We start from the raw sequence: 19,298 nt of genomic DNA, 5'->3' as shown, positions 1-19,298 counted from the left end.
CAATTATTTGTATGACGCATATTTTGACTATATGCGTGTGACGAATAAACGGCGAATATCTGTGTGGCGCATAAACTGCGCATGTCGCGCCGTTTCGTCTCGTTTCCGCGTCGGGCCGGGAGACTCAGGCATCGCGGCATTGCGAACAAGCGCCTCGCCTGCGAAGATTACGCCCACACTTAAAACCTGCCCGTCCGATGACCACGACTTACCCCCTGCATGCGAACTTCACGCCCGCCGACCAGCCGTTTCCGAAACATGCCGACGTGGTGATCGCCGGCGCCGGCATCATGGGCTGCGCGGCCGCGTACTATCTGGCGCGCCGTGGCCTCTCGGTGGTGGTGCTCGACAAATCGCGGATTGCCGGGCAGCAGTCGTCACGGGCGTGGGGATTCGTGCGCCAGCAGGGCCGTGAAGCCGCCGAAGTGCCGTTGATGATGGCCAGCATCCCGCTGTGGAAAACGCTCGAAAGCGAGCTGAATTTCGATCTCGAATGGCGTCAGGGCGGTTGTCTGTACGTGGCGACCGGCGAGGAAGACTGGAGCTCCTTCCAGCAATGGATGGACGTCGCGCGTCAGTACGGGCTCGATACACGCACGCTCGATCGCAAGCAGATCGACACGGTCGTGACCGGCATGCACGGCCCGGCGCTCGGCGGCCTCTACACCCCGAGCGATGGTCAGGCGGAACCGCGCCGCGCCACGGCCGCCTTCGCGGCGCGGGCGGCCGAGGCCGGCGCGCTGTTTTTCGAAGGCTGCGGCGTGATCGGCGTCGAGCGCGCGGGCGGTGCGATTGCCGGCGTGGTCACCGAGCGCGGCACGCTGCGCACTTCGCGCTTCATCTGCGCGGCCGGCGCCAGCAGTTGGCGTCTGCTCAAAACGCTCGGGCTCGAACTGCCGCAACAGGCCGTACGCGGCACCTGCATGCGCACCAACCCGTTGCCGCGCATCACCGCGTCGACGTTCTGGGGGCACGGTCTCGGCGTGCGGCAACGCGAGAACGGCGCGATCAATCTCGCCGACGACATGCAGGTCGACGTCGACATGACGCTCGGCCATTTCCGCGCGCTCAAGTGGTTCTTGCCCGAGTTGTGGGCGCAGCGCGAGAAGTTCAGCTTCCATCTGAACGGCGCGTGTCTGCGCGATCTGCGCGAGCGTCTGCCGGGCGGCGTGCCGGAACACGACCGTGTGCTGCATCCGCGCGATCCGCATCCGCAGCCGAATGTGAGCCATGCGCCGCGTGCGTTGAAAAAACTGCGCGCGTTGTTCCCCGCGCTGAAGGACGCGCAGGTGGTCGAATCATGGGCCGGTCTGATCGATGTGCTGCCCGACGGCATCCCCGTGATCGACGCGCCGCCGCAGGTTAGCGGTTTGACGATCGCCACCGGCTTTTGCGGTCATGGATTCGCCATGGGACCGATTGTCGGCAAACTGCTCGCGGAATTGAACGACGGCGGCAAGGCCTCGCTCGATCTGTCGGCCTTCCGTTTGCAGCGTTTCTTCGACGGTACGATGCAGCGGCCTCGCAGCATGCTGTAAAAAACACCGCGCTCAATCCACTTCACGACCGACGAACTACTCACGTTGCGACACGCCGGCATGCGTACTACACGCATTGGGACAACCCCGCATGGGTCGGACCGATCGGCGAGCGCAATGATCGGGCCCGTTTTCTGCTGGAAAGCCTGCATCTCTTTCTGCGATAACGGACCTGTCATGAATCGAGTCTCCGTCCTGCTTGCTGCCAGCCTTGTCGTCCTAAGCTCGGCTAACCCGGTCAACGCTGCCAGCCGCGATGAGCAGACCAAGGCCTGTCGTGGCGATGCAATGCATTTTTGCGCCGCCGACATTCCCAACGAAGACAAAATCACCGCATGCATGAAGCAGCACGTGGATGAACTGAGTCCGGCGTGCCGCGCCATGTTCAAGGGTGGCAAGAAGGGCAGCGATAAAAATACCTCGCAATGAGGCGGGGCGTGAGCCGCCCGTGGCACCGCTGTAACCCGCTCGGGGATTTGCCCTCGATTGCCCTTACGCCCTCTTCGAGCGGCGCTTGATCCTCCCGTCACCTCCCACCTGACCCGCTCTCTGCCGCGATCCGGCCCTACGACGCGCGAGGCGTCGTAGAATCGTTTGTCCTCGACTCACGAAGCCACCGCATGCCTGATGCCCGAACCCGAGCCGACCGATGGCGGCGCGCGGGCCTGCCGATGCCGATCTATCCATCGCGCGAGGCGGACGAAGCGAGCGCCGCTAGCTAGTCGATCCCAACTCAACCCTCTGCCAAGGACTGGAACAACCTGCCCATGACTCGCCCGACCACGCAGATTTTCGACGCCGCCGCGACCGCGCGGCTGATTCCGTATGCCGCGCTCGTCGACGCACTCAAGCGCGCGAGCATCGAGTATGCACAGCAACGCATCGCGAGTCCCGAACGGCTCGTCGTGCCGCTCAACGAGGGCGGCATCATGCTGTCGATGCCTGCCACCGCGCCCGATCTCGCGATCCACAAACTGGTCAACGTGTGCCCGAGCAACGGCCCGCGCGGCCTGCCCACCATCCACGGCAAAGTGATGACGTTCGACGCCGACACCGGCGAGACGCTTTTCATCCTCGACGGACCGATCGTCACGGGCCGCCGCACGGCGGCAATCTCGATGCTGGGCGTCGAAACCTTCGCCGCCGGCACGCCGCGCGAATTCCTGCTGATCGGCACCGGCACGCAGGCGCTCAACCATCTGGAGGCGATCGGCGAGCTGTTTCCAGAAGCGTGCGTATGGGTGAAGGGCAGTGCGCCCGCGCGCGCCGAGGCATTTTGCGCGCAGCATCACGACAAGGTGCGCGAGCTTCGGCCGCTCACGCAAGACGGCGGCGCGACCATCCCCGACTCGGTGGACGTCGTGATCGCGCTGACCACGAGCAGACAGCCCGTCTACGACGAACCCGCGCGCGCGGAGCGCCTCGTGATCGGCGTCGGCGCATTCACGCCCGCCATGGTCGAGATCGGCGCGCACACCATTGCCGGGAGCGCGCTTTTCGTCGACGACGAGGCCGGAGCGCGCCACGAGGCCGGTGACTTCATTCAGGCGGGCGTGGATTGGGCTCAGGTCGGCGGGATCGCCTCGGTGCTCGGCAATCCGGCGCTGCGGCCGCAAAAAAAACCGATCGTTTTCAAAAGTGTCGGCTGTGCGGCGTGGGATCTGGCGGCGTGCCGCGTGGCGCGCGATGCGCTGTCAGGCAGTTGAAGGCTCGCCGCACAAAAGCGTGCGTGAGTAGCTGGTGCCATGGCGTGAGGGGGTGACGAGCAGCGGAGATATAGCAATGCGACCGGCATGCCGGTGAGCGCCGAAAAAGCCTTGCAAACAGGCTCTTACCGCCTCAGGTTGGCATATTGCGCCAACCTGAGGCACATGTTGCCGTGCAAACAATCGCAAAACGTTGCACCATAGACGTTTGCCAGAAAAAAGTGCCGGCCTGCCGGCACGGCGCTTCGCTGCTGCTTGTGCTGTTGCTTGTGCTGCTGCTTTTTTCTGCCCGTTGACCGACGCCTCATCCATCACGACGCTGCGACCGCGCTATGACGACCCACCACGCTTCTGCCACTCCCGACCTGCCGCTCGACATGATCATCTTCGGCGGCACCGGCGACCTGTCGTTTCGCAAGCTGCTGCCCGCGCTCTACATGGCGCATCTGCACTGCAATCTGCCGCCGGACACCCGCATTCTCACGATCGGCCGCAAGCCGTGGTCGCGTGAGGAGTACATCAACGAATTCATGGAGTTGAAGGCGAAGCCCTTCATCGAAAAGAAAGCGTTCGAAGCCGCCGCCTGGGACAAATTCCTGGCGCTGTTCGAATACGTGCGCATGGACGTGGACTCGGTCGAGGACTATCAACGCCTGAAGGAAGCGTCGCGTGAAGGCGTGCGCCGCGTGTTCTATCTGGCGACGTCGCCGGATCTGTTCACGAATATTTGCGACAACCTCGCGGCCGCGGGACTCGTCGACGGCAACTCGCGCGTGGTGCTCGAAAAGCCGCTGGGCCACGATCTGGCCTCCGCGCAGGAGATCAACACAGCGGTCGGTAAGCATTTCAACGAAGCGCAGATCTACCGGATCGACCACTACCTCGGCAAGGAAACCGTGCAGAACCTGATGGTGCTGCGCTTCGGCAATCCGATTTTTGGCCCGCTGTGGCAGGCGCCGTACATCAAGAGCGTGCAGATCACGGTGGCGGAGACGGTCGGCGTGGGCAGCCGCGCGGGCTTCTACGACAAAACCGGCGCGCTGCGCGACATGGTGCAGAACCACTTGCTGCAATTGCTGTGCATTGTCGCGATGGAACCTCCCGTGTCGCTCGACCCGGACGCGGTCCGCGACGAAAAGCTCAAGGTATTGCGCTCGCTGCGGCCCATGACGCCGGAAGACATCGCGCGCGATACGGTGCGCGGCCAGTACACCGCCGGCGCCGTGGACGGCGAGGCGGTGAAGGGTTATCTCGAGGAAGACAACGTGCCGGCAGGCAGCCGCGCCGAAACCTTCGTCGCCTTGCGCGCGCACATCAACAACTGGCGCTGGGCGCATGTGCCGTTTTTCCTGCGTACCGGCAAGCGGATGCAGAAGAAGGTGTCGGAGATCGTCATTGAGTTTTCCGAGTTGCCGTTCTCGATCATCCCGAACGGGAATAGCGGGCACAACTACGGCAACCGGCTCGTGATCCAGTTGCAGCCCGAGGAGTCGATCCAGTTGCAGGTGCTCGCGAAAGAGCCGGGCAGCGGCATGCATATGGTGCCGGTCAATCTGAATCTGGACTTGCAGCAGGCCTTCACTGAGCGCCGCGCGGAAGCGTATGAACGTTTGCTGATCGACGTGATTCGCGGCCGTCTCACGCACTTCATGCGTCGCGACGAACTGGAAGCGGCATGGGCATGGGCCGAGCCGATTCTGGCGGGCTGGAGCAAGTCGGGCGAGAAGCCGCGTAGCTATACGGCGGGCACGTTCGGACCGTCGGCATCGACCGCGCTGATGGCGCGCGAAAATGCCGTGTGGGCGGAAGAGTCGCAATAAACGGTTTTCTTCAGCGCAGTGAAAAAGCCCGCGAAAGCGGGCTTCTTTATGTCCGCGATAAACGCAGGCCTAAGGCAACGAAATCGTCAAGGTGGCCGATTGCGGCCCCAGCTTGACCACCTGCGAATACGGCGCGAGCGAGCGCAAGGTCTGGTCGCGCAGATAGGTGTTCAGGCCGAGGTAGGCCAGCAGTCCAACCAGCGCGAACACCGCGCCGATCGACCACAACGGCACCTCGCGTTTCAGCCGGTGCGCGACCTGATCGGGCAGCGGCCAATGCGGCGCGAACGGCGCGCGTTTGCCTTTCATATGCGCGATTTCATCGCCGATGCGAGCGGTCAGATAGGCGAGCTTCTCCGGTCCCTCGAGCAGATATTTGCCCTGGAATCCGAGCAGCAGGCACATGTGAAACACCTCGAGCGATTGCAGACGTGCCGCGCCCTGTGCACGGCATTCCTCGAGATACTGGAAAAATTTTTCGCCCGCCAGTTGCTCGCCGAACAGCACGAGTTGCAGCGGCCGGCGCTCCCACTCCGTGCGGATCCTGAACGTGGACGACAACACCGATTCGTCGATGGCCGCGCAGAACGCAAACTTCGACGCGTAGACATCTTCCGCCGACGCATTGAGCTTCTTCGCGCCGCGTTCGAAGTCGCCGAGAAACTGCTGGATGCGCTGGCTGAATTCTTGCGCGTCGCCGGGCTCGCGGCCGTTCTTCAACAGAAACAGCATGAAGAAGCCGTCGTACAGCAGATCGAGCAGCGAGCGGACCTGATAGCTCGGCTCGGTGATCGGGGCGGGCGTCGCGGCAGGCGTGCTGCCGCCAAAGAGGGAGGGCGCGTAGCTCATGATGTGACGGCGATCAGTTCGAGTTGAAGATCGTTGATGCCCGACGGCGCGTAGATCATGGCCGATTGGGCCTGCAACATGCGGTCGTACAGCGCGCCACGCGATTCGAACGAGAAGTAGCAGGCGCCCGGGCGGACCGGAATGGCGGGCGGCACCTGCGGCGTGTAGACGAGGCGCACGCCCGGCATGGCCGAGAGCACCAGCTTGTCGACGTCGTCCGGCGCGCCGACCTTGAAGCGCGCGGGCACGGCTTCCACGAGCTCGGTGGTGGGCATGTCCGCCGACACCGCGATGTAGAACAGGGTCTTGTCGTCGATCTTGCCGGAGTCGAGCCGGCCCGCATGGAACGACGGGCGCACTTCTTCGAGCGAAATCGCGAAGTAGCGCGTGGAGATCACGGTCTCGAGCAGATCGCGCAGGATCGTGTCGAGACGCGCGAAACCGGGGCCCGGATCGTCGTGCCGGTAAGCCGGCAAGTCGGACAGCGCATAGCCCTTCGAAAACGTCATCAACTGACCGGCGAGGCGCAGCAGTTCCTGGAACAGACGTTCAGGATGCAGCGCCGAATGCTGGTACAAATGCGCGAGCGAAGCGAACGCCGCGCTTGCTGTATGCAGCAGCCAGAACGACGCAATGTCGCCGGAGCGGAACTCGATGATGTTCTTGGTCGGCTCGCGGTGAAAGCCATACAACGCATTGACCTTGGCCTGCAGTGCGTCGATCAGTTGGCGCAGCCGCTGATGCAGGACCGGCGAAGCGTCGATGGCGAGGCAGGGCGGCACGAAGGTGTCGTCGATTTCGAAACCGGACGTGGCCGTGCGACGCACGCGTACGAGCGGCACCGACAGCAACTGGTCGCGTGGCTCGCTGTGCGCGATGAGTTTGACGCTGGTTTTCAGAAACGTGATGTCGGCTTCGGCGGCGTCGGTGAAATGATCGGCCACCGGCGTCTGCTCACTGACGTAACGCGAGACGAAACCCGCGTTACTGTCTTGCGAATAGTTCGCGCCGGTTTCGCGCACCGGATGCAGCGCGAGATAAAACGTGAACTCGTTGATGCCGTCGGGCAGCGTATCCAGCGCGATGGGCGGCGGCAGGTCGTCGGCTTGCGGCGCGGAGTAGAGCGCGCCGTCGGGAAACACCAGCGAAAGTTCGCTCACGCGCAGCACGTTGCTGCCGAGCGCGTCGCGGTCGAAGCGCGCCGAACGCACGCCCCAGTTGTACGGCTGGATCGCCTGGATCGATTCGAACAGGCGTGCCTCATGATAGGCGTCCTGACGCTGAAAATGCTGCGGCCTCAGAAACAGGCCTTCCCCCCAGAGCACTTTTGCGGAATAACTCATCTCAAACCTGTTATATGCGTTCAGCGTGTGGCGCACCCGGAGATAACCGATTCGAGCGCCGCATTGTTAAATCTGTGAAAAATGTTAAATCGCATTTTATCGGCATCTTTATCCGCAACTCACCGAAGAGAGCATATTCAGCGGTTGTGCGGGCAATCCCTGTTCTGGTGGGATCACAGTGCCGTTGGTCACCGTCATTGCACAGTTATGCAGGCCGATCATTATGCCGGATTTCTCCGACTTTGCCGGGTCGAAGGCGAATTTCCAGCGTTGCATGGCCGGATCGCGGAATAACGCGACGATACCGAACGCCTGCGCTTCACGCGAGACTTTTTCGGTAACAACGTAGCGCTGGCCCGGGATTAGCGTGAGTTCGCGCACACCCAGCAAATCGCCACCCAAGGTAGTTTTTTCCCTCGCTGGATCGGTAAAGGCGTCGAATGGCGCCTGCTGGAATGAGGTCGGGTCTTTCAGGACATATAGCCGCACTACCAGCGCTAATGGGCGTTTGTCGTTCGCCGCATTCAGATTCGGCGCTGCGTATAAGGTGAGACCGACATTGCGTGGCGGTTTCTGGGCGTCAGGCAGGTCCGGTTTGCCGAGGCCGCTCGCCTGCAAAGCCGCGTTGGCGGCGGCTCCGAGCACCGTCACGCCAGCCGCGCAACCGCCCAGGAGCGCGCACGCGGCGGCATTGGCAATCAACCGCGATGCATAGTGGATAAGACGCGAATTCATATACATCGACCGGCTCGCCGCCGTCCCCTATCAGAACAATCAATAACGAAATCAAGTCCGTCATTTTGCAAAATTGTTTTGCCACGTAATGCCGCTTTATGCAAAGCGCATGAAGCCAGACGTGACTACCTATAGCGGTCGAGGAGTGGAAAATTTTTCCGCTTTGTGTTTCTCGCTATTGCAACAGGAAACAATTTCTGCATGTTTCGTTTAAATGACCCTCATGCATTTTTTTGTGCAATCCTTCTTCACACGAAAGTTGAATTATCGAAAATTGGCCTGTACTATACCCGCGCACTTGAAGCAAAGCAAAACTCCGGTTTTCCCTTTGAAATAAAAAATTCGCACGTCGGTGAAAAACGATGAATGAGCGTCTGTTAGTAAAACTATCTGGGGTTGTGTTGGCATGCGGCGTGATGGCCGGTTGTGCGACACAGGGTAACAATGTCGCGACCACACCGGAGGCTTTTAATAAGCAACTCGCGGATGCCGATACCGTCGCAAAGGGCGGCGATCAGGATCGCGCAATCGCGCTTTATCAGCAGCTTTCCAAATCCGATCCGACGCGTGAAGAACCGTGGTCGCGTATTGCGCAGATCCAGTTCACGCAAGGTCATTACGGTCAGGCAATCGTGGCCGCGCAGGAAGCGCTGCAACGCGACCAGACCGATCGTCAGGCCAAGAGCGTGCTGGCCGTGGCCGGCCTGCGCGTCGCCACGCAATCGCTCGGCGAATTGCGTCAGGACGCATCGCTCGCGGGCGATGCGAAGTCGGACGCGCAAGCGCTCGCCAAGCAACTGCGCGACACGCTCGGCGAAGCCACGCTGTTCCCGCCTGACCCGAGCGACAAGCCCGTGGTGAAGAAGAAGCGCGTCATTCGTCACACCGCGAAGAGCAAAGCCGTGGATACGCCGGATGCCAGCACGAGTGCCGCGCCGGCCGCCGCCACGCCGGTTGCTCCCGCGGCGCCGGCGGCGCCTGCCGCACCCGCCAAAGCCGCGCAAAGCGGCGGCGCGTCCGATCCGTTCAGCGCGCTGCGCTGATCCAAGCCTGATCCATCAGCACCCGGGAGCCGACGATGGCGAAGAAAGAAAGCATTCAAAAACGCTTGCAAAAAGTGCGGCCGCCTCGCGTCCAATTGACCTATGAGGTCGAGCGCGGCGATGCGATCGAGGTGAAGGAGCTGCCGTTCGTCGTCGGCGTGGTCGCCGATCTGGCGGGGCAGTCCGAAGTCGAGCAGCCGAAGCTGCGCGATCGCAAGTTCGTCAACATCGATCGCGATAACTTCGACGACGTGATGAAAGCGATCGAGCCGCGCGCCGCGTTCCAGGTGGAAAACCGCCTGAGCGAAGCCGGCGGCAAATTCGCGGTCGATCTGCGCTTCAAGTCGATGGCCGATTTCAATCCGGACGAAGTGGTCGCGCAAATCGAACCGCTGCGACGCCTGCTCGAAGCGCGCTCGAAGCTCGCCGATCTGCGCAACAAGCTGGCCGGCAACGACAAGCTCGAAGACCTGCTGAGCGAAGTGCTCAACAACACGCAGCAGTTGCAAACTCTGGCGAAAGATCAGGGCAACGCGGCGGACCAGCACGGCGGCGCGCCGGACCACGACAAGCAGGGCGAATAAAGCACGGGGTGTGAGATGAACCAACAAACGGCAGCAGCCCAACTCGCCACCGCGCAAGGCGGTACGGAATCCACGCTGCTCGACGAAATCGTCGAGAAGAGCCGCGTGGCGAAGTCCGATTCCGAACACGCGCGCGCGAAAGACCTGATTGGCGAGCTCGTGCATCAGGTGCTCGACGGTACGGTGGTGGTATCCGACAACCTGTCGGCCACGATCGACGCACGCGTCGCCGAACTCGACCGCCTGATCTCCGCGCAGTTGAGCGCGGTGATGCACGCGCCGCAATTCCAGCGCATGGAAAGCACGTGGCGCGGTCTGGATTACCTGTGCAAGGAAAGCAATACCGGCGCAACGGTCAAGATCAAGGCGCTGCATGCGCCCAAGCGCGACCTGGTGCGCGACTTCAAGACGGCGATTGAATTCGACCAGAGCGCGCTGTTCAAGAAGATCTATGAGGAAGAGTTCGGCACATTCGGCGGCTCGCCGTTCGGCACGATCATCGGTGACTTCGAAGTGACGCGCCAGCCGGAAGACGTGTATTTCATCGAGCAGATGTCGCACGTCGCGGCAGCCGCGCATGCACCGTTCATCGCTTCCGCGTCGCCTGAATTGCTGGGCCTCGAAACCTTTGCCGACCTCGGCAGGCCGCGCGATCTCGGCAAGGTGTTCGACACGGTCGAATATGCGAAGTGGAAGTCGTTTCGCGACGCCGAAGATTCGCGCTATGTCGGCCTCACGCTGCCGCGTTTTCTGGGCCGCCTGCCGTTCAATCCGAAAGACGGCGCCACGGCGGAGGGTTTCAACTTCGTCGAAGACGTGGACGGCACGGATCACAGCAAATACCTGTGGTGTAACGCGGCGTGGGCATTCGCCGCACGCCTCACGGCGGCCTTCGACGACTTCGGCTGGTGCGCGGCGATTCGCGGCGTGGAAGGTGGCGGTCTGGTGGAAGATCTGCCCACTCACACCTTCAAAACCGACGACGGCGAAGTCGCGCTGAAATGCCCGACCGAAATCGCGATTACCGATCGCCGCGAGAAGGAGTTGAGCGACCTCGGTTTCATTCCGCTCGTGCACTGCAAGAACTCGGACTATGCGGCGTTCTTTGCCGCGCAATCGGTGCAGAAGCCCAAGAAATACAGCACCGACAGCGCCAATGCGAACGCAGTCCTGTCCGCGCAATTGCAGTACATCTTCTCGGTGTCGCGCGTTGCGCACTACCTGAAGGCGATGATGCGCGACAAGATCGGCAGCTTTGCATCGGCGCAAAATGTCGAAGTATTCCTGAACCGTTGGATCTCGCAGTACGTGCTGCTCGACGACAACGCGACTCAGGAGCAGAAGGCGCAGTTCCCGTTGCGCGAGGCATCGATACAGGTCTCGGAGATTCCGGGCAAGCCGGGTGCGTATCGTTCGGTTGCATTCCTGCGTCCGCATTTCCAGTTGGACGAGCTGTCGATTTCTTTGCGGCTCGTCGCCGACCTGCCGAAACCGGCCAATTCATAAGCAAATCAGAGAACCCGGGCCGGCCGCCCGGATTAGCTGCTAAAACCACCTCTTTGGGGAGTCGATGAATTATGAAGGATATCTATTTAAAATTCGGCAATCCGGCGATCAAAGGCGAGTCTGCCGATAAGGATCACGCTGGCTGGATCGAAATTGATTCGTGGAGCCATTCGATCACGCAACCGCGTTCGGCAACGGCTTCAACGGCAGGTGGTCACACCTCCGAGCGCTGCGAACATGCCGACATGCTGTTCACGAAAGACATCGACGTGGTCAGCCCGCTGATCTATCAACATGCATCGGGCGGCACGACGTTCGACGAAGTCACGATCGACTTCATGCGTTCGGACGGCGAAGGCAATCGCATCAAGTACCTGGAAGTGAAGCTCAAGTACGTGATCATCTCGAGCGTGACGCCGAGCGTGGTGGGCGAAGGCCTGCCTTCCGAGCAGTTCTCGCTGAAATACGCTGCCGTGCAATGGAAGTACACGCAGCAGAAGATCGGCGGCAACCAGGGCGGCAACGCGCAAGGCGCGTGGAGCCTGACGAAGAACGACAAGACGTACGCGGTCTGATGCAGGGGCGCATCCGGCACGCGTGGCTCGCGAGGGCCGCCGTGTGCCGTGCGCGCCTCGCATCGATCCGCTTCTTCGGACGCTGATGAAACGTTTCGAACCCAGCTTTCTCGACAAGCTGTTCGACGACGAACCGCATCTGCCGGCTTCTCCGGCAATGCGGCAATTGTCGTTGGACGAATTGAAGAGCACCGTCGCACGCGACGTCGAGGCGATCCTGAATACGCGCATCGCCCTGACCGAGCCTGAGCTGGCGGCGCTACCGGAATGCCAGCGCTCGGTGCTCACGTACGGTCTGAACGATTTCGCGGGCCTGAGCCTCGCGAGCCATTACGACCGCACGTTCATCTGCAAATCGATTCAACAGGCCATTGCACGGCACGAGCCGCGCTTGCAGGATGTGGCGGTCACACTCGAATTGAACGAACAATCGACCAATGCGTTGAACTTCGCCATTCAGGCGCTGCTGGTCGTGCATCCGGCGGAAGAACCGGTGAGTTTCGACGCGATGCTGCAACCGTCCACGTTGCAATACTCGGTGACGCGCGCACGCGCGAAGCTGTAGCAGCAAGATTTTCAACCGCCGCATTTCAGGTGGCGGGGTTGTCGAGCAATGGCTTTCTTAGTACCGCTTTACCGCCGCCGTTACGCGCAACGGCGGCGATAGATTGGGCGGATAGGTTTCAGGTCCGGGGATAGATCGATGGAAGAATTGCTGCCGTATTACGAGCGCGAATTGTCATTTCTGCGGCGCTATTCGCGCGACTTCGCCGAACGCTACCCGAAGATCGCGGCGCGTCTGGCCATGTCCGGCGAGCATTGTGAGGACCCGCACGTCGAGCGGATGATCGAGTCGTTCGCGCTGCTCGGCGCGCGCATCAACAAGAAACTCGACGACGATTACCCCGAATTCACCGAAGCGCTGCTGGAAGTGCTGTATCCGCACTACCTGCGGCCATTTCCGTCGTGCTCGATCGCACAGTTGGGCACGTCCGCCGCGCTGAGTCATTTGACGGGACCCGTACGGGTGGAGCGCGGCACTGAACTCAAGTCACGGCCCATTCGCGGCGTGCAATGCCGGTTCCGTACCGCCTACGACGTGACGCTGGCGCCAATCCGTATTTCGGAGGCGAAATACACCTCGGTGGCGATGGCGCCGAGTGCAACCGTGCTACCAGGCAATGCCACGGCGATCGTGTCGATCACCTTTGAATCGACGGCGGCGCAACTCGATCTGTCCGCGCTTAAACTCGGCACGCTGCGCACGCACCTGCACGGCGAACAGTCCTTTATCGCGGCGCTGGCGGACTGTCTGTTCGTCAACGCCATGGCCACGTATGTGGAGGCGGACCGGCGCGGCGTGTGGAAAGAGGTGCGCGAATCGCCGGTCGTGCAGGCGGGTTTCGGCGAAGAAGACGCGCTGATCGACTATCCAGCCAAATCGCACCCGGCGTACCGGTTGCTGACCGAGTACTTCGCGTTCCCCGAGAAATTCAATTTCGCCGACTTCGATCTCGCGGCCATGACGCGCGCGAGCGGCCGCTGCCAGCGTGTCACGCTGCACGTGGTGCTCAAGGAAGTGCGCAGCGACTCACACGTGGCGCGTTTGCTGGATTCATTGGGCGCACATCATTTCCGCCTTTTCTGCACGCCCGTGGTGAATCTGTTCGAGCAGCACGGCGAGCCGATTCGCGTCAGCCATCAGGCGATTTCGTATCCGGTAATAGCCGAAGCGCGCCGTGCATTTGCCTACGAGGTCTATTCGATCGATTCGGTGAAACTCGTCAGGCAGCAGGCGCATGAAGAATCGGTGATCGAATTCCGGCCATTCTATTCGCTGCATCACGGCGAAGCAGCGCGCGCGGGGCACTACTGGTTCGCCAGACGCAACGATTGGGTCGCGCAGAAAAGCCCCGGCTATGAAACCGAAATCTCGATCGTCGATATCGACTTCGAACCGGCCGCGCCGCAAACCGATACGTTGAGTCTTGATCTGACCTGTACCAATCGCGATCTGCCCGCCGGTCTCGCCGTAGGGCTCGAAGGCGGCGATCTGTTTCTCGAGGGCGGCTCGCTGACCGGCAGCATCTCGATGCTGCGGCGCCCCACGCCGAGCGTGCGTTTCGAGCGCGGGCGCGCCGCGCATTGGCGGCTGATCTCGCATCTGGCGTTGAATCACGTCTCGCTGGCGAACAGCGGTCTGTCGGCGCTCAAGGAAATGCTCGTGCTCTACGATTTGCGGCGCACGGCGGTCTCGGCGCGGCATATCGACGGGCTGGTGGGCATTGAACAGCGCGCAGCCGTGCAATGGCTACCTGGCAAACCGTTTGCCACTTTCGTGCGCGGCATTGAGATTCGTTTGACTATCGACGAAGAACATTTCGTCGGCACGAGTCTCGCGTCGTTCGTGCGGGTGATCGACACGTTTTTTGGGCTGTACGTGCATCTGAACAGCTTTGTGCAACTGGTCGTCGTGTCGAAGCGCACCGGCGAGGAGATTCTGCGATGCAAACCGCGCAGCGGCGAATCGATCCTGGCGTAGTCGAGCAGCTTCTCGACGAGCCGCATCGCTTCGAATTCTTTCAGGCGGTGCGAATTCTCGAGAAGTGGTTCGCTCAGCAATCGCCTTCCCATGCCGGGCGCCCCGGAGAAATCGTCGCGCAGCGAATCGCTTTCCGCAATTCGCTGTCGATGTCGTTTCCGCCGAGTGAGATTCACGGCGCGCAGTCTTACGACGCTGCGGGCGCGGCGCTGAAACAGAAAACGCAACGTGCCGCCGCGCTCGAAGACGGCTCGCTCGACAAAGTGGATATCACGCCGGCGTTTTTCGGTCTGCTCGGCGGGCAGGGCGCGCTGCCGCTGCATTACACCGAGCAGATCGTCGCGCGCGAGCAGATCAAGCGCGATCGTGCCGCGCGTGAGTTCTTCGACGTGTTTTCGAATCGCGCGACGGCGCTGTTCTACGCGGCGTGGAAAAAATACCGTCTGCCGTTTCATTACGAGCTGGACCGCGACGAACGTTATTTGCCGTTGCTGCTCGCGCTGGCCGGCGTCGCCGACGACGACACGCGCAACAGTCTGCAAAGCGGCGAGGGCGCACTGTTCGACGAAGCCATTGCCGGTTACGCGCTGGCCGCGCGGCATCGTCCGGTGTCGGCGGCTTATTTGCAACGCACGCTGTCGGAGTACTTCAAAGTGCGAGTGCGCGTCGAGCAGTTCGTCGGCAAATGGTACGACGTGCCGCACGATCAGTTGACATTGCTCGGCAGCGTGAACGCGACGCTCGGCGCGACCGCGCTGGCGGGCGAGCGCGTCTGGCAGCGCGACATGCGTGCGCGGCTCGTGATCGGACCGCTCGATAAAGCCGACTATGAAGCGTTTCTACCTGGCGCCGATCGCGCGGTGGCGCTCGAACGCATGTTGACGCTGCTGGCCGGCGTCACGCTCGAATACGAGGTGTCTTTGGTATTGCGCCGTGAGGCCGTCGGCCCGAGCGTGTTGAGCAAGGGCGCGCGCCTCGGCTGGGACGCGTTCCTGTGCACGAAAGAGGCCGACCGTGATCGCGCGGATGCCCGTTACGAATTGCACGTGATTCACTGACTATAACGACAGAACCTGGACCCGGATCGCACGACATGAGCACGTCCCTCAACACCCTGATCGCCAAACTGAATCCGACCTGCCGGCAGGCGGCGTTGCTGGCGGCGAACAATTGTCTCGCGCGTGGTCACTACGAGGTCGACCTCGAGCATCTGTTGCTGGCACTGCTGGACGAACCGGCCAGCGACGTCGCGCTGGTTCTGCGCGCAAGCAAAATCGACGCGCACGCGTTGCGTGCGGATCTGGAGCGCGAATTGCAGCGGTTGAAAACCGGCAACACGCGCACGCCGGTGTTTTCCAGGCATCTGATCGAATGGCTCGAACAGGCTTGGCTGATTGCATCGCTCGATTCGCAGATCGGACGCATCCGTTCCGGGCATCTGCTGCTGGCGCTGCTGAGCGCGCCGGATCTCGCGCAATTCGCCGAGCGCATGTCGCCGCTGCTGCGCGACGTACGCGTGACCGATCTGAAGCACAAATTCGATGAGCTGACCGCCGGCTCGCGCGAAGTGGAGCGCAGCAACGGCACGCAAGGCGCGGAAGGGGACGCAGCCGCGGCCGCGGCCAACGATGCCGCACCGGGCGCGCCATCGAAAACACCCGCGCTCGATACGTACACCAGCAACCTCACGCAGCGAGCGCGCGAAGGCAAGATCGATCCGGTAATCGGCCGTGAAGGCGAAATTCGCCAGACCATCGACATATTGATGCGCCGCCGCCAGAACAACCCGATCATGACGGGCGAAGCAGGTGTCGGCAAAACGGCGGTGGTCGAGGGGCTGGCACTGCGCATTGCCGCCGACGACGTGCCCGCGCCGCTAAAAGGCGTGGCGCTGCATGTGCTCGACATGGGACTGCTGCAAGCCGGGGCGAGCGTGAAGGGCGAGTTCGAGAACCGCCTGAAGAACGTGATCGACGAGGTGAAGAAGAGCCCGCATCCGATCATTCTGTTTATCGACGAAGCGCACACCATCATCGGCGCGGGTGGTCAGGCGGGGCAGAACGACGCCGCGAATCTGCTGAAGCCGGCGTTGGCGCGAGGTGAATTGCGCACCATTGCGGCCACCACGTGGAGCGAGTACAAGAAATACTTCGAGAAAGACGCGGCGCTCGCGCGGCGCTTCCAGGTCGTGAAGATCGAGGAGCCGGGCGAGGCGCTCGCCGCGGCTATGTTGCGTGGCATGGCGGGGTTGATGGAAAAACACTTCAACGTGCGCGTGCTCGACGACGCGATCACCGAAGCGGTGCGCCTGTCGCATCGCTACATTAGCGGCCGGCAACTGCCGGACAAGGCGATCAGTGTGCTCGACACGGCTTGCGCGAAAGTGGCGCTCGCGCACAGCTCCACGCCGGCTGCAATCGACGACACGAAGAAGCGCCTCGAACGTATCGACGCTGAAATCGCCGCACTGGAACGCGAAGTAGCGAGCGGCGCATTGCACGACGAGCGTCTCGCTGAATTGCGCGCCCTGCGTGAGGAAGACCTCAAGGACCTCGCCGAAGACGAAGCGCGCTACGACAAGGAGCGCGCTCTGGTAACGGAAATCGTCGGGCTGCGCGCGGACCTCGACGCGGCGCGTGTCGCCAGCGCGGACCCCGAACAAGCCGGCAAGGCGCAGCAGGCGCGCGAAACGCTTGCCACGCGTGTGGCCGAATTGCACACCTTGCAAGGCGGCCAGCCAATGGTGCCGTTGCAGGTCGACGCTCATGTGGTCGCCGAGATCGTCGCATCATGGACGGGTATTCCGCTCGGCCGCATGGTGAAGGATGAAATCCAGACCGTGCTGAACCTGCAACCGTTGCTGGCCGCGCGCGTGATCGGCCAGGATCATGCGCTTGAAGCGATCGCGCAGCGCGTGCGTACCGCGAGTGCCAATCTCGAAGATCCGAACAAGCCGCGCGGCGTATTCATGTTCGTCGGGCCGTCGGGCGTCGGCAAGACCGAAACCGCACTCGCGCTGGCGGACGTGCTGTACGGCGGCGAACGCAAGATGATCACGATCAACATGAGCGAGTATCAGGAAGCGCATAGCGTGTCCGGCCTGAAAGGCTCGCCGCCGGGCTATGTCGGTTACGGCGAGGGCGGTGTATTGACCGAGGCGGTGCGTCGCAATCCGTACTCCGTGGTACTGCTCGACGAAGTCGAAAAGGCGCACCCGGACGTGCTCGAAATGTTCTTCCAGGTGTTCGACAAGGGCACCATGGACGACGCCGAAGGCCGCGAAATCGATTTCCGCAACACGCTGATCATTCTGACTTCGAATGTCGGTTCGCAGGCCGTGATGCAAGCCTGCCTGAACAAGAGCGAGGAAGAACTGCCCGACGCCGGCGAACTCGCCGAGACGTTGCGCCCGCAACTGTACAAGGCGTTCAAGCCGGCGTTTCTCGGCCGCATGAAAGTGGTGCCGTACTATCCGATTACCGATGACGTGCTCGCCGAAATCATCGACATGAAGCTCGAACGGATCCGCCGTCGCATCGAGTCGAATCACAAGGCCGTGTTCGAGTGGGACGAGTCGCTGGTCGATGCGGTGCTCGCGCGGTGCACCGAGGTGGATTCAGGCGCACGCAATGTCGACCACATTCTGAACGGTACGTTGCTGCCCGAAGTTGCGCAGCGCGTGCTGGAACGCGTGGCCAACGGCGCTTCGCTCGAACGCATCGCCGTGCGGGCGAGCGAAGCGGGCGAATTCGACTACACGGTGGTATGAGCGGGCGCGCCGAATCGCGCGTCAATCTGTTTAATGCCGTACCGGATACTTATTGCTTTCTTTCATGCCGATTAATCTGAACACGTTGCTGGCTCCGCTCAGCGAAATCTCGCCTTGTGGCGAAGATCTGCTTTTCTCAGCGGATTTCGATGCGATTCAGCACGCACGCCGTTTCGAAGACCCGTCGCTGGATCAGGGCGAGTGGGTCACGGAAATCAAAGAGGCGGATTGGTCGTTTGTCATCGAGCGCTCGAGTAGTCTGCTACAAACGCAGACCAAGGATCTTCGCCTGGCAGTCTGGCTGACCGAGGCGCTCGCGATCGACGAAGGCATCAACGGTCTCTCGCAAGGCTACGGGTTGTTGACGGGACTTTGCGAGCGCTACTGGGACCACGTTCATCCGTTGCCGGACGGCGACGACACCGAGTATCGCCTTGGCAACGTCGCGTGGCTCGTCGGCCGCACCGGCGATCTGCTGCGCGCGATGCCGATCACGTCGTCGCAAGGCAATACGTACAGCACGATCGATTGGGATGTCGCCACGCACGTCGCGCAGGCCGTCAAGCGAGATCCGGATCATGCCGACGACATCGCGCGTGGCAAACCGTCGATCGATCAGATCGAGGCGTCGAAACGCGCCACATCAACGGCGTTCTACGCCGCGCTGCTCGCCGATCTGAAAGCGTTTGAAGCGGCCATGCTGGCGCTCGAACAGGAGCTGGACCGGCATGCCGGCGATTCCGCGCCGAGTTTCCGTCAGGCAAAAGACGCGTATGAAAGCGTCTACCGGCTGGTGGAACGCTTCGCCCGCGAAGTGGGCGTGAACGCCGAAGCGGCGCCACCCGCGAAAGGACCTGCGCCGAACGAGCACGAACGGGCCGAGCCCGCCTTCAAGACTTCACCGCAACGTGAGGAACCTGTGTTGACGACCATGCCCGCCAGCCCCATTGCAGGAATTCAAAGCCGTGCGCAGGCTGTCGCGCATTTGCGCGCGGTGGCCAGGTTCTTTCGCGCTACGGAGCCGCATAACCCTGCCGCCTATTTCGCCGACAAGGCAGCGGAGGCGGCGGATATGCCGTTGCATCAATGGCTTTCGAGCGTGGTGAAAGACGACGGATCGCTCGCGCATATTCGCGAGTTGCTCGGTGTGAAGCCGGAAGAGAACAGCTAGGGAAGGTCTGCATAACTCATTTTCAGAGCACTGATTTTTTGCCAGTGAGTCGTATTATCCGTAAGAGCCCGCTGGCAGATTGGCCGTCCGGCTTTTGAAGCGTGGCGGCCTCCACGT

16 protein-coding genes are annotated in these 19,298 nt (G+C 61.9%); 13 read left to right on the top strand and 3 right to left on the bottom strand.

All coding sequences use genetic code 11. From position 1 onward, the window contains the following. Window positions 1-197 precede the first annotated feature (197 nt). From AC57B1_RS19670 to zwf, 4 genes are all read left to right on the top strand, one after another. Window positions 198-1,538: an NAD(P)/FAD-dependent oxidoreductase gene (locus tag AC57B1_RS19670; RefSeq protein ID WP_091801962.1), complete on the top strand. Its 1,341-nt coding sequence runs from the start codon at window positions 198-200 to the stop codon at window positions 1,536-1,538. Between the two features lie 177 nt (window positions 1,539-1,715). Then, window positions 1,716-1,967, top strand: coding sequence for a hypothetical protein (locus AC57B1_RS19665; RefSeq protein WP_496418365.1), 252 nt, complete (start codon window positions 1,716-1,718; stop codon window positions 1,965-1,967). 338 nt (window positions 1,968-2,305) lie between these two features. After that, window positions 2,306-3,244, top strand: a complete 939-nt coding sequence (gene lhpI / locus AC57B1_RS19660) for a bifunctional Delta(1)-pyrroline-2-carboxylate/Delta(1)-piperideine-2-carboxylate reductase (protein WP_496418364.1) — start codon at window positions 2,306-2,308, stop codon at window positions 3,242-3,244. 332 nt (window positions 3,245-3,576) lie between these two features. Next, on the top strand, window positions 3,577-5,064 hold the full coding sequence (zwf, locus tag AC57B1_RS19655) for a glucose-6-phosphate dehydrogenase (RefSeq protein ID WP_408349554.1): 1,488 nt from the start codon (window positions 3,577-3,579) through the stop codon (window positions 5,062-5,064). Window positions 5,065-5,133: 69 nt separating this feature from the next. Here zwf and icmH read toward each other — a convergent pair whose 3' ends face one another. From icmH to tssJ, 3 genes are all read right to left on the bottom strand, one after another. Further along, window positions 5,134-5,913 carry a type IVB secretion system protein IcmH/DotU gene (icmH, locus tag AC57B1_RS19650; RefSeq protein WP_091801949.1) on the bottom strand — a complete coding sequence of 260 codons (780 nt, stop codon included), beginning with the start codon at window positions 5,911-5,913 and terminating at the stop codon, window positions 5,134-5,136. Further along, the gene (gene tssK, locus AC57B1_RS19645) at window positions 5,910-7,256 is read right to left on the bottom strand and encodes a type VI secretion system baseplate subunit TssK (RefSeq protein ID WP_496418363.1); all 1,347 of its coding nucleotides are present in this window, start codon (window positions 7,254-7,256) and stop codon (window positions 5,910-5,912) included. Before tssK ends, icmH begins: the two co-directional genes overlap by 4 nt. 108 nt (window positions 7,257-7,364) lie before the next feature. Then, window positions 7,365-7,991, bottom strand: a complete 627-nt coding sequence (gene tssJ / locus AC57B1_RS19640; RefSeq protein ID WP_408349560.1) for a type VI secretion system lipoprotein TssJ — start codon at window positions 7,989-7,991, stop codon at window positions 7,365-7,367. Window positions 7,992-8,353: 362 nt separating this feature from the next. Between tssJ and AC57B1_RS19635 the strand changes: the two genes are divergently transcribed. The 9 genes from AC57B1_RS19635 to tssA all read left to right on the top strand — a co-directional run bounded on the left by AC57B1_RS19635 (window position 8,354) and on the right by tssA (window position 19,181). Continuing rightward, complete coding sequence (locus tag AC57B1_RS19635) at window positions 8,354-9,034, top strand: tetratricopeptide repeat protein (RefSeq protein WP_496418362.1); 681 nt, start codon at window positions 8,354-8,356, stop codon at window positions 9,032-9,034. A gap of 35 nt (window positions 9,035-9,069) precedes the next feature. Then, window positions 9,070-9,618, top strand: coding sequence for a type VI secretion system contractile sheath small subunit (gene tssB, locus AC57B1_RS19630; protein ID WP_408187373.1), 549 nt, complete (start codon window positions 9,070-9,072; stop codon window positions 9,616-9,618). Between the two features lie 15 nt (window positions 9,619-9,633). After that, the gene (gene tssC, locus AC57B1_RS19625; protein ID WP_091801935.1) at window positions 9,634-11,124 is read left to right on the top strand and encodes a type VI secretion system contractile sheath large subunit; all 1,491 of its coding nucleotides are present in this window, start codon (window positions 9,634-9,636) and stop codon (window positions 11,122-11,124) included. A gap of 71 nt (window positions 11,125-11,195) precedes the next feature. After that, entirely contained in the window at window positions 11,196-11,699 is a 504-nt protein-coding gene (locus AC57B1_RS19620; protein ID WP_091801933.1) for an Hcp family type VI secretion system effector, read from the top strand. Window positions 11,700-11,784: 85 nt separating this feature from the next. Further along, window positions 11,785-12,264: a type VI secretion system baseplate subunit TssE gene (gene tssE / locus AC57B1_RS19615; protein WP_091801930.1), complete on the top strand. Its 480-nt coding sequence runs from the start codon at window positions 11,785-11,787 to the stop codon at window positions 12,262-12,264. A gap of 138 nt (window positions 12,265-12,402) precedes the next feature. Beyond that, window positions 12,403-14,241 carry a type VI secretion system baseplate subunit TssF gene (gene tssF, locus AC57B1_RS19610; protein WP_496418361.1) on the top strand — a complete coding sequence of 613 codons (1,839 nt, stop codon included), beginning with the start codon at window positions 12,403-12,405 and terminating at the stop codon, window positions 14,239-14,241. Beyond that, window positions 14,205-15,299 (top strand): type VI secretion system baseplate subunit TssG, encoded by a 1,095-nt coding sequence (gene tssG, locus AC57B1_RS19605; RefSeq protein WP_408349571.1) that lies wholly within the window; start codon window positions 14,205-14,207, stop codon window positions 15,297-15,299. Before tssF ends, tssG begins: the two co-directional genes overlap by 37 nt. A gap of 35 nt (window positions 15,300-15,334) precedes the next feature. After that, window positions 15,335-18,010, top strand: a complete 2,676-nt coding sequence (gene tssH / locus AC57B1_RS19600) for a type VI secretion system ATPase TssH (protein ID WP_496418360.1) — start codon at window positions 15,335-15,337, stop codon at window positions 18,008-18,010. A 64-nt stretch (window positions 18,011-18,074) separates the two neighbouring features. Then, window positions 18,075-19,181, top strand: a complete 1,107-nt coding sequence (gene tssA, locus AC57B1_RS19595; RefSeq protein ID WP_496418359.1) for a type VI secretion system protein TssA — start codon at window positions 18,075-18,077, stop codon at window positions 19,179-19,181. Window positions 19,182-19,298: the final 117 nt, after the last annotated feature.

The organism is Paraburkholderia sp. BGA-UO-ETr-F21 (genome assembly GCF_059567925.1).
Note: the sequence above shows the minus strand (reverse complement) of the source record. Positions and strands in the feature narration are given on the sequence as shown.